The organism is Streptomyces sp. 8L (assembly GCF_020176795.1).
Lineage (GTDB): Bacteria > Actinomycetota > Actinomycetes > Streptomycetales > Streptomycetaceae > Streptomyces.
On sequence record NZ_JAIUKE010000432.1, the window covers coordinates 1 to 10,518 of the forward strand.

Here is a 10,518-nt window from a genome sequence, read left to right on the forward strand (position 1 = left end):
CCTCCTGAGCCGCTCCGGCCCCGTCTCCGCCCCCGTCTGCCGCGCAGCGGGCCCGGCTCGCGCGGATGTCGTGATCTGGGACACTTCTTCGGCTCAAAGGATGGCAAGGCTTACCTAACTAGAGCTAGCCTTGCGGCACTTTCGAAGCGCGAGGAGTACGTCCCTGTGAACAGACGCAGCACGCCCTTGTCCCGCCGGGGCTTCCTTCTCGGTTCCGGCGCCGCCGCGGGCGGCCTCCTCCTCAGCGCGTGCGGTGGCGGCAAGAGCTCGGGCGGCAGCCCGGCCAAGTCCGCGGGCACCGGCGGAGCCTCTGCGTCCGGTTTCCCCGTCACCGTGCCGGGCAAGCCCGGTTCGACCACGGTGAAGTCGGCGCCCAAGCGCGTCGCCGCCTGCGGTTACCTGCGCGACATCGACCTGGCGATCGCGCTCGACGCGCCCCTCGTCGTCGCCACCAAGAACGAGGTGTTCAACGGCTTCGCGCCCTGGCAGAAGCCGAAGGGGAAGGTCGAACTCGTCGACCAGACCTCCGGCGTACCGATCGAGAAGATAGCCGCAGCCGCGCCCGACCTGATCCTCGCCAGCGACGACTACTCGATCAAGACCGACTTCGCGAAGCTCAGCAGGCTCGCCCCGACCCTCGGCTACCAGGACTCGGCCGGCAGCGACCAGTGGGACGTGATGATCCGCCGCGCCGGCAAGGCGCTCGGCCGAAGCGCCCAGGCCGACAAGCTCGTCAGCGACGTGCGGGCCAAGATAGCGGCCACCGCCGCCGCCCACCCGGAGTTCAAGGGGCGGACGTTCACGTTCGGGCCCGTCGGCGCCGACGGCTCCGTGTTCACCATCAGCCGCGGCGCGGACGCCTCCGCCGAGTTCTTCGGGAACCTCGGCTTCCACCTGCCCGCGAAGGTCACCGCGCTTCCGGAGTCCTCCACCCCGAACCGGTCCTCGGTCAGCGTCGAGCGCCTCGACCTGATCGACGCGGACGTCGTCATCCTCACCTTCCCCGACGCGAAGACCCGTACCGCGTTCGAGGCGAAGCCGCTGTTCAAGAAGCTCGGCGCGGTCAAGCGCGGCACGTACCTCGCCATCGACATGCCCACGGCCATCTCGCTCGCCTTCCCGTCCGTCCTGTCCATCCCCTACGGGCTCGACGTCATGACGCCCAAGCTGGCCGCGGCGGTGGCAAAGCTTGGCTGAGGGTTCCGGCCCGGCCGCGGAGCGCGGGCGGGGCGGCCAGGTCGACGATCTGGCCGCGCTCCAGGCGCCGGTCGCCGCGCGCGTCACGCTCGCCGCCGTCTTCGAGGGGATCGCGGCGGCGCTCTCGTGCGCGCCGATGGTGGCCGTCGTGGAGATCGGCCGGCGGCTGCTCCACCACGACACCGCGCATGTGTGGGCGATCGCCTGGGCCGCGGTCGGGGTGCTCGCGCTGCGGCTCGCCCTGCACCTCGCGGCCGGGATACTCGGCCACCTCGCCGACGCCGCGCTCGCCGACTCGCTGCGCCACCGGCTCGCGGACCAGCTCGCGGCGCTGCCGCTGCGCTGGTTCGCGGGCGGCGTCTCGGCCCGCGTCAAGACCACCGTGCAGGACGACGTGTCGCAGCTGCACCACGCCGTCGCGCACGCGCGCGGCGACCTCGCCTCGGCCGTCGCGGGGCCCGCCGTCATCACCGCGTACCTGCTGGTGGCGGACTGGCGGCTGGCCCTGATCACGCTGGCGCTCGTGGCCGGCGGGCAGGGCGTGCGGATGCGGATCGCGGGCCGCGCGGGGGACAACGTACGGCGGATCGCCGCGGCGAACGTCGAACTGTCCGCCGCCTCCCTCGAACTGACCCGCGGCATCGCCCTCGCCAAGGCCTTCGGCGCCGAGGGCGGCGGCGCGCCCGCGCGGTTCCGGGCCGCCGCCACCGCGTACGCCGACGCCACCGACGCGGCGCAGCGCGCCTTCGTGCGCAAGCGCAGCCTCACCCGCTCCACGGTCGCCCCCGCGACGCTGCTGCTGGTGACGGTGGGGTTCGGGACCTGGTTCGCGGCGCTCGGCTGGAGCGACCCGGTGGACGTGGTCGCGTTCGTCCTGCTCGGGCTCGGCCTGTTCGACCTGCTGACCCCGGTCTACTCGGCGCGCGACCGGGCCCGCGCGGCCCGGCACGCGGCCGGCCGGGTCGGCGCCCTGCTGCGCGAGGAGACCGAGCGCCCGCCCGCCTCGCCCCGGTCGCTGTCCGCCGCCGGGCCCGACGCGCCGCTCCCCCTCGAACTGCGCGGCGTCGGCTTCTCGTACGACGGCGAACGCCCGGTCCTCACCGACGTGTCGGCGACCCTGCGGCCCGGCACGGTCACCGCGCTCGTCGGCCCCTCCGGCGCCGGCAAGTCCACGCTCGGCATGCTGCTCGCCCGCTTCTACGACGTGGGCGCGGGCGCCATCACGCTCGGCGGGGTGGACATCCGCGACCTCGACCGCGCCGAGCTGTACCGGCACATCGGTTTCCTCTTCCAGGACACGGTGCTGCTGCGCAGGTCCGTACGGGACAACATCGCGCTGCCCGACCCGGGCGCCTCCGACGAGCGGGTGCGCGCGGCGGCGCGGGCCGCGTCGATCCACGACCGGATCGAGGCACTGCCGCGCGGCTACGACACGGTCGTCGGCGAGGACGCGCGGCTGTCCGGCGGCGAGGCACAGCGCGTCAGCATCGCCCGCACGCTGGTCGCGGACACGCCCGTGCTGGTGCTGGACGAGGCGACGGCGTCCGCCGACCCCGAGTCCGAGGCGGCCGTGCAGGACGCGCTCGCGGAACTGACCGCGGGCCGCACCCTGCTGGTGATCGCGCACCGGCTGCGCACCGTGATGGAGGCGGACCAGATCCTCGTGCTGGAGGACGGACACGTGTCCGAACGCGGCACGCACACCGAGCTGCTGGCCGCGGACGGCGCGTACGCCCGCCTGTGGCGCGCCCAGCAGGGCGAGGGCGGTGACCCGCGGAGCCGGGCAGACGCACGCGCCGAAGGAAGGAGTACGGCGTGATCACCGCGCTGCTGCGGATCACGGGCGGCGCCGGGCGCCCGCTGCTGGTCCGGCACCTGCTCGCCACGACCCTCAACGCGGCCTGCGAAGGAGTGGCGTTCGGTCTGCTGGTGCCGCTGCTCACCGCGCTGCTCGCCGGACACACCGGGGACGCGGCGCACTGGCTCGTACCCCTCGCCCTCGCGGTCGCGGTCGGCTGGGCCGCGCACTACGCGATGGAGACGAGCGCGCTCGGCCTCTCGTCCGCGTGGCGGCGCGCGCTGTACGAGCGCATCGGCGACCACGTCGTACGGCTGCCGCTCGGCTGGTTCGACGAGACGCGCACGGCGCGGCTCGAACGGCTGCTCGGCCAGGGCGTCAACACGTCGGTGCGCGGCGTGCACGTGACGCAGACGCTGGTGACGGCGGTCGTACGGCCCGCGACGATCCTGGTCTTCCTGCTCTGCTACGACGCGTGGCTCGCGCTCGCGGTGCTGGTCGCCGTGCCGGTGGTCCTCGCGGTGTTCTCCCTCGCGCGCCGGATGACGGAACGCACCGACGCGGCACACGACGCGGCGGCGGCCGAAGCGAGCGCCCGGCTGGTCGAGTTCGCGGGCGCGCAGCCGGTGCTGCGCGCGGCGGGCGGCGCGGACGGCGGGCGCAGGGAACTGGGCGAGGCGCTCGACGGCCAGCACACGGCGGCCCGCCGCCAGCTCTTCGGCGCGCTGCCCGGCCTGCACCTCGGCGAACTCGTCACCCAACTCGCCTTCACCGCACTGCTGGTCGTGGGCCTCCTGCTGGCCACGCACGGCGGGGTGAGCGCGCCCCGGATCATCGCACTGCTGGTGCTCGGGGTGCACTTCCTCCAGCCGTTCGCCGTGATCGCGGGCGCGGCGGCCGGGCTGAACACCGTACGCGCGGCGGTCGGCCGGATCGACGCGGTCCTGAGCACCGAGCCCCTGCCGGAACCCCCGCACCCGCAGCCGCTGCGCGTCACGCCGGACGACCCGCCGCCGGACGTCGAACTCGACGGCGTGACCTTCGGATACGGGCCCGACGAGGCCCCCGTGCTGCGTGACTTCTCCCTCCGCGTCCCCGCGGGCCGCACGGTCGCGCTGGTCGGCGCGTCCGGCGCGGGCAAGACGACCGTCACGAAGCTGGTCGCGCGGTTCTTCGACGTGATCGGGGGCACGGTCCGGATCGGCGGCGTCGACGTGCGGCGGGCGGCGACCACCGACCTGATGAACACGGTGTCCCTCGTCTTCCAGGACGTACGCCTGGTGGACGGCACGATCGAGGAGAACATCCGGCTCGGCCGCCCCGGCGCCACCGACGAGGAGGTGCGCGCCGCCGCCCGCCGCGCCAGGGTCGACACCATCGTCGCCCGCCTCCCGGCCGGCTGGGCGAGCCAGGTCGGCGAGGGCGGCTCCCTGCTCTCCGGCGGCGAACGCCAGCGCGTCGCGATCGCGCGCACACTGCTCAAGGACACCCCGGTCGTCCTGCTGGACGAGGCGACCTCGGCCCTGGACGCGGAGAACGAGGTGGCAGTCCACGAGGCCCTGCGCGAACTCGGCCGGGGCCGCACCCTGCTGGTGATCGCCCACCAGCTGGCCACCATCGCAGACGCGGACGAGATCGCCGTCCTGGACGCGGGCCGCGTGGTGGAACAGGGCCCGCACGAGCAACTCCGCGCGCGGGGCGGCCAGTACGCCGCCCTGTGGAGCGAGTACGAGCGGGCGCGAGGGTGGCGGCTCGGCAACCGGTGAGGCCCCGGTCGGGCCCGCGGGCCGCATACGCACTTGTACGCACGCGTGCCCAACAGCCTTGTGGAGGCGCCCGTACGCGCGGCACCATCTCCCTGCCCGGCCCGCCGACCGCGGGCCGCACACGAATGGGGGGACCTCTTCATGCTGCGCAGAACCACCACCGCCCTCGCGGCGGCAGCGCTGCTCGCCGGCGGCCTGCTCGCCACCGCGACGTCGGCGTCGGCCTCCGACCCCGGAGGCGGCAACGACTGGGACCACATCTGGACGACGGCCGACAAGGCCCACGGCGGCACGGTCTACATCCGGGAACACGGAGACGTCGTCAAGCTCTGCGACACGGCCGCCGACGGCGCCTCCCCCCGGATCAACGTCGACGGCGCCTACAGCCTGACCGCGGCGGGCGGGAACGGGGCGTGCATCACCAGGGACGCGTCCTGGGGCGGCGTCTACGACCTGCCGGAGGGCTTCACGGTCAACGTCTTCCTCACCCTGGGCCCGAACGGCGCGGACGAGGCGGACTACAGCTTCGTCAACGACCACTGACGCGCCCCGACGCCCCGTCGCCGACCGGCCGACGGGGCGTCACGCCGTTCACCCCCGCACCACGAACCCGACGAACCGCACCCAGGCGCCCGGCACGAGGCCCAGCCACGGGCCGCCGGCGTCCTTGGAGTCACGGACGTGGACGGCCCCGGGAGCGGTGGCGACCTCCACGCACGAGTTGCCGTCGTTGCCCCCGCTGTAACTGCTCTTGAACCAGGCCGGTTCGAAGGCGGCCTGGTCAGATACCTCGCGATCCACGATCCCCCCTTTGAGCGATCAGCCTTCGGACGCGAACCTCACGAAGCGCGCCCAGGCGTCGGGCATGAGGCCCAAGTTCGGGCCACTCACGTCCTTCGAGTCACGAACATGGACGGTCCCGGGGGCGGTGGCCACCTCGACGCAGGAGTTGCCGTCAGTGCCGCCGCTGTAGCTGCTCTTGAACCACACCAGTTCGGAAGCGTCCCGCGTGGATGCCGTGCGCATCATGTCTCTCCCAGCAGTTTCTCGATGAAGACCAGCGACTCCCGTGGCGAGAGAGCCTGTGCCCGGATGGTGCCGTAGCGCAGCTCAAGGATACGAAGTTGCTTCGGGTCAGAAGTGGGGCGTCCGTTGAAGGCACCGTCCGAGCGCCCCACTGCCGTGCCGTCCCCGAACTTCAGCAATTCGATCCTGCCATCAAGTCCCGGGTGGGCCTCAGTGACCGTCGGCATGACCTGGAGTGTGACGTTGCGCAATCGTCCCACGTCCAAGACCTGCTCAAGCTGGCGCTGCCACACCATTGTGCCCCCGACGGGACGGCGCAGCGGCGCCTCTTCCAGGACGAAATGGATCGACGGTGCCGGGTCGCGCGCAAAGACCGACTGCCGCGCCAGGCGAGCGGCAACCATGCGCTCCACATCGTCCGACGAGTACGGCGGCTGCGCGGCCTGGATCACGGCACGGGCGTGCTCCGGCGTCTGCAACAGCCCGGCGACGATGTTGCATTCGTACACGCCGATCTCGACCGCCGTAGCCTCCAGCTTCGCCAGTTCCCGGACCTTCTTCGGGTACCGGACCCGCCCGACGTCCTCCTTCATCGCCGCCAGCAGGCCCCCCGCGCGGAGGATCTCGTCGGCCTTGTCCAGGTACTCGGGCCGGGGAATCCGCTTCCCGCCCTCGATCTTGTAGACCAGGTCCTCCCCGTACCCCACGGCGACGGCGAAATCGGGCGCGCGCATGCCCGCCGCCTCGCGGCGCAGCTTCAACTGCCTTCCTACTGTGGCGATTACGGCAACGCCCCAGTCGTCGTCCGGGTCCACCTCCCAGCCCGGCTCGTTCGTCTGCGCCTCGGGCCGTACCGCCTGGCCGTCCACCGACATCCGCGTCCCTCCGTCGTACCCATGGCACCGCTTCGTGTCGCCACGCCCTACCCGTACGCCCCCTGCCGACAGCCCGGACAGCACCGGACAAGCTCTGGACAGTCACCGTACGCAACCGTTTCATCACTACCCACGGTAGGCCGAAGCCGCCACTCTCGGTGATGTGAACCAGAAATCCACCCAGATCACGGCCGAACTCGACCCCGCTGTCCCGACCTTCAGCGTGCTGCTGTCGTCCACGCCGCGCGGCGCGCGCCTCGCACGTCTGCTCGCGGACACACAACTCACCAGCTGGGGGCTTCCGTCGGACCCCGCGCGCCACCTCGTCGCGGAGCTGGCGGCCAACGCGGCCTCCCACGGCCGGGTTCCCGGACGGGACTTCCGCCTGACGCTCCGCCTGGCCGGCGACATCCTCCGCATCGAGGTCACGGACACGCGCGGTGAGCGCCTGCCGGAACTCCGCCGGCCGGACCCGGAGGCCGAGTCGGGGCGTGGACTGCTGCTCGTGGACGCGCTGGCGCACCGCTGGGGAGTGGCCGACGACCACTTCCCGCGCAAGATCGTCTGGGCCGAGCTGCGCGTCGTACCGCCGGGACACGTGTTCCCGGATACCGGCGCCGGAGGCGACTCCCGCTGAGGTTCAGGGCGGCCGCATCGTCCGGCCGCCCGGGGCGCTGCGGCCGGGACGCGCCGAACCCCCTCGCGGGCCGGGCCCAACGCTTTCGATCAAACGTTTCCCTGCTCCTCCTCTTCTGTTCGCATTGCCTGGCTACGTTCTTCTCGCCCGGTTCGGCACAGGAGAGTCCGGCACAGGAGAGGCACGTCCATGAGCGCCCCGGTCCACCGCACGTCCGCACGGCAGTCCGGGACCGTCCTGATATCGGCTCGGCAGGGCCAGGACCAGGGCCGGAGCCGGTCCGGGAGCCCTTCCGGCAATGCGACGGAGCGCGCCCTCTTCGCGATCCAGTCCCGCGCCGGCAACCGGGCCGCGACCGCGACGGTGCAGCGCGCCAGGAGCTCCGCCGGCAGGACGGCACCGGCGAACGGCCAGGACCGGACGGACGGGCAGACGCCACCGCCCCACGGGCAAGCACCCGCGAACGGACAGGCACCACCGGCCAACGGCCAGGCCCCGGCCAACGGGCAGGCACCCGCGAACGGCCGGCTGCCGGCGAACGCCAACCCGCCCGCCCCGTCGCGGGGTTACCGCGACCGGATCACCGCGGTCCTCGACCGGCTCAAGAGGAACTTCGAGTTCGTCGACACCTTCGTCAAGGGCTTCCAGGTCCCCGTCAACGCGGGCTTCACCCAGAACGCCGCCGCCACGGTCAACGACAGCGTCAAGCACTCCGCCGCCGCCTCGGGGGCCGCCGCCGGCTCGGAGACCGCTGTCGCGGAGTCCGTCGGCGCCGTGCTCGGCGGCCTGGAGGCGGCCAAGGCCACGAAGGACGTCAAGAAGTACAGGAGCGGGGCCGCTTTCCACGGGGCGAAGAAGAAGTTCAACTCCAAGGGGACCGAGGCGGCCATCAGCGCGACCAGCGCGGGCAGCCAGGCGCTCGGTGTCGCCAAGGAGCTGACCAAGGCCGAGCAGGCGCTGCACGCGGCGAGCGCGGCCGAGGTGAGCGGTATCGGCACCAGTGTCGCCGGCGTGATGAAGGGCGCGCGTGCCACGCGCCGCTTCGGGCTGACGGCCCGCAAGTACCACCACCTGAAGGACATCGAGAAGCCCGACGTCACGGGCGAGAGGGCACTGGCCCGGCTGAACCACGCGAGGATGCGCGCCGACGCGGCCGTGGACGACGCGTACGCCGCGCTGGACGCCCAGTGGGACCACGACGGCGAGGACAGACTGCAACGGGTGTCCGACGCCATCGACGCGGCCTGGGAGGCGACGGACCGCGCCCACGACGCCGTCACGGACATCCAGCGCGGCGAGGCCGACCAGGACACGATGAACACGGTGCTCACGTACGCGCTCGGCAAGCAGCGCCATAAGATGGGCAAGCAGGCCCTCACCGCTGTGGGCGAGACCACCAAGGCCGCGGGCGGCATCGTGACGGCGGTCGCCGCGACGGCGGGCGGCGCGGGTCTTGCGATCACCCCGGTCGGCTGGGGCCTCGCCGCGGGCGCGGCCGGCCTCATCTTCGGCGTCGCCGCCTACAAGGCGGGCCGCGCGGGCAAGAAGCGCTACGACGGGGCCCGCCACCCCGACCGCTGGGCGGCCGAGGACGCGGCCCCTGCGGAGCCCGCCACCCGCGAGGACGCGCTGAAGGAGGCCCTGAAGTTCTGGAAGAAGGTGGAGAACGGCGAACGCCAGGCCATGGCGCGCAAGATCTACGCCTTGGCGGCGGGGCCCGACATCGGAGGGCAGGGCGGATCGACGCCCGAGATGCGGGAGTCGGCCCGGGCCCTCCTCGTCGCCCTCAAAGCGGGCCCGGCCAACCAGAAGCTGACCCCCGAGGCGTGGGCGGAATCCCTCAACGACCCCACGAAGAGCGCCGCTTGGGTCAAGGAGATCACGGAGCAGCTGTCCTCGGCGTGACGCCACTCGACGGGACGCTTCCCGAACCGGCCGGCGGCGCGCACAAAGGGGCGCCGCGCCGAGCGCGCCACGCACATCCGTCGGAGCCTGCCCTCCAGTCGCTCGCCGCCGCAAGTCCGGGCGTGCCCGGCCGGGTCTCACGCCACCGGAACCCGTATTCCCGTGCTCCGGTGCCTCCGGCTCTTTTCCCCAAGGAACATGGGAGGGAAAGAACCCCGCCGAGCCCCACCTTTCCGCCCCCGGGACGCACTCACTCGGGAGGGTGAACATCCCTGTCTGGGCTGGATTTCACATCCCCCGGCTGCTCTAAGCTCGGCGCGACAGAACCACACAAACACGTCGGCCCCCGGCCGGGACTGCCAATCCCGATCGAGGGCCTGACCACCGAGGAATCGGACTTCCCCGATGGATACGCGAAACCCTAGCGCTCAGGCGCACGCCAGGGCAGCCGAAGGCCCCAACGAGCCCCCCATGCGGGCGAATCCGCATCCCGGCACCCACCCGGCGGCCTCCCGCCCCTTCGGTGTGACCCACGAGAACACCCGCCACACCACCAGATTCACGGTGATCGGCAACCACCTCGCCCAGCACGCCGAACTGTCACTGCTCGCCATCGGCCTGGCCGTGCACATCCAGTCGCTGCCCGGGGGCGCCCGCGTCGACATCAAGACCCTCACCGACCGCTTCCCCGAGGGCGCGACCCGGATCGCCGCCGCGCTGCGCGAACTTGAGCACCACCACTATCTGCGCCGCGAACGCGAACGCGTCCCCGGCGGCCGGATCGTGACCCGTACGATCTCCTGCAATCAGCCGGGACCGGTCAGGCAGCGGCCCAGAGCCGCCGAGCGCGCGATCACGCCGCCGGCCACGCGCGTCGCACGTATCCAGCCGCCCCGCACACACGCCGCGCCACTGCCACCGCCACCACCATCACCGGGACCGGGACCGGGAGCCGACGAAACCGGGGCAATCCCGGCCGCGGCCCACGCCCGGCGGCCCCCGCGTCGTGGCAGACACCCCTTACCCGCCGTTCCAGAGCCGGCGTCGGCGTCCCCCCAACTCCTCCTGGCCGCCACCGACCTCCTCACCGGCCTGCGCTGCCACGATCCCCGTCTCCTCCTCTCCGCCCGCGACACCGCCCACCTGGCCCAGGGCGTCGCCGCCTGGCTGGAACGCGACGTACCCCCGGACGCGGTGCGACACGCGCTGACCAGCGGCCTGCCGCCCGAAGGGCCGCGCCGTCCCGGGGCACTCCTCGCCCACCGCCTCGCCGAACAGCTGCCACCGCCGCCCCCGTTCCGCACCCCTGCGGCC

10 protein-coding genes are annotated in these 10,518 nt (G+C 72.9%); 7 read left to right on the forward strand and 3 right to left on the reverse strand.

Annotated features, from left to right (window positions below):
* The first annotated feature begins 165 nt into the window (after positions 1–165).
* The 4 genes from LCE31_RS29905 (at position 166) to LCE31_RS29920 (ending at position 5,304) form a co-directional block, all read left to right on the forward strand.
* Positions 166–1,197, forward strand: coding sequence for an ABC transporter substrate-binding protein (locus LCE31_RS29905; protein WP_225019839.1), 1,032 nt, complete (start codon positions 166–168; stop codon positions 1,195–1,197).
* Positions 1,190–3,016 carry an ABC transporter ATP-binding protein gene (locus tag LCE31_RS29910; RefSeq protein ID WP_225019841.1) on the forward strand — a complete coding sequence of 609 codons (1,827 nt, stop codon included), beginning with the start codon at positions 1,190–1,192 and terminating at the stop codon, positions 3,014–3,016. Before LCE31_RS29905 ends, LCE31_RS29910 begins: the two co-directional genes overlap by 8 nt.
* Entirely contained in the window at positions 3,013–4,761 is a 1,749-nt protein-coding gene (locus tag LCE31_RS29915) for an ABC transporter ATP-binding protein (RefSeq protein ID WP_225019843.1), read from the forward strand. Before LCE31_RS29910 ends, LCE31_RS29915 begins: the two co-directional genes overlap by 4 nt.
* A gap of 141 nt (positions 4,762–4,902) precedes the next feature.
* Positions 4,903–5,304 carry a hypothetical protein gene (locus tag LCE31_RS29920; RefSeq protein WP_225019845.1) on the forward strand — a complete coding sequence of 134 codons (402 nt, stop codon included), beginning with the start codon at positions 4,903–4,905 and terminating at the stop codon, positions 5,302–5,304.
* A 48-nt stretch (positions 5,305–5,352) separates the two neighbouring features.
* Here the strand turns inward: LCE31_RS29920 and LCE31_RS29925 are convergent, their stop codons facing one another.
* From LCE31_RS29925 to LCE31_RS29935, 3 genes are read right to left on the reverse strand one after another with little or no spacing between them, the layout of a single operon-like run.
* Complete coding sequence (locus LCE31_RS29925) at positions 5,353–5,562, reverse strand: DUF397 domain-containing protein (protein WP_225019847.1); 210 nt, start codon at positions 5,560–5,562, stop codon at positions 5,353–5,355.
* Between the two features lie 18 nt (positions 5,563–5,580).
* Positions 5,581–5,790 carry a DUF397 domain-containing protein gene (locus tag LCE31_RS29930; protein WP_225019849.1) on the reverse strand — a complete coding sequence of 70 codons (210 nt, stop codon included), beginning with the start codon at positions 5,788–5,790 and terminating at the stop codon, positions 5,581–5,583.
* Positions 5,787–6,662 (reverse strand): helix-turn-helix domain-containing protein, encoded by an 876-nt coding sequence (locus LCE31_RS29935; RefSeq protein WP_225019851.1) that lies wholly within the window; start codon positions 6,660–6,662, stop codon positions 5,787–5,789. The genes LCE31_RS29930 and LCE31_RS29935 overlap by 4 nt, the downstream gene beginning before the upstream one ends.
* Positions 6,663–6,825: 163 nt before the next feature.
* Between LCE31_RS29935 and LCE31_RS29940 the strand changes: the two genes are divergently transcribed.
* The 3 genes from LCE31_RS29940 to LCE31_RS29950 all read left to right on the forward strand — a co-directional run.
* Entirely contained in the window at positions 6,826–7,299 is a 474-nt protein-coding gene (locus LCE31_RS29940; RefSeq protein ID WP_225019852.1) for an ATP-binding protein, read from the forward strand.
* A 189-nt stretch (positions 7,300–7,488) separates the two neighbouring features.
* Complete coding sequence (locus tag LCE31_RS29945; protein WP_225019854.1) at positions 7,489–9,204, forward strand: hypothetical protein; 1,716 nt, start codon at positions 7,489–7,491, stop codon at positions 9,202–9,204.
* Positions 9,205–9,609: 405 nt separating this feature from the next.
* On the forward strand, positions 9,610–10,518 hold a 909-nt coding region (locus tag LCE31_RS29950; RefSeq protein WP_225019856.1), incomplete at its 3' end, for a helix-turn-helix domain-containing protein.

Excerpts from the sequence above, each read along its gene's own strand:
- LCE31_RS29930 (WP_225019849.1), bottom strand. The coding sequence starts at position 5,790 with ATGATGCGCACGGCATCCACGCGGGACGCTTCCGAACTGGTGTGGTTC.
- LCE31_RS29935 (WP_225019851.1), bottom strand. The coding sequence starts at position 6,662 with ATGTCGGTGGACGGCCAGGCGGTACGGCCCGAGGCGCAGACGAACGAG.
- LCE31_RS29920 (WP_225019845.1), top strand. The coding sequence starts at position 4,903 with ATGCTGCGCAGAACCACCACCGCCCTCGCGGCGGCAGCGCTGCTCGCC.
- LCE31_RS29945 (WP_225019854.1), top strand. The coding sequence starts at position 7,489 with ATGAGCGCCCCGGTCCACCGCACGTCCGCACGGCAGTCCGGGACCGTC.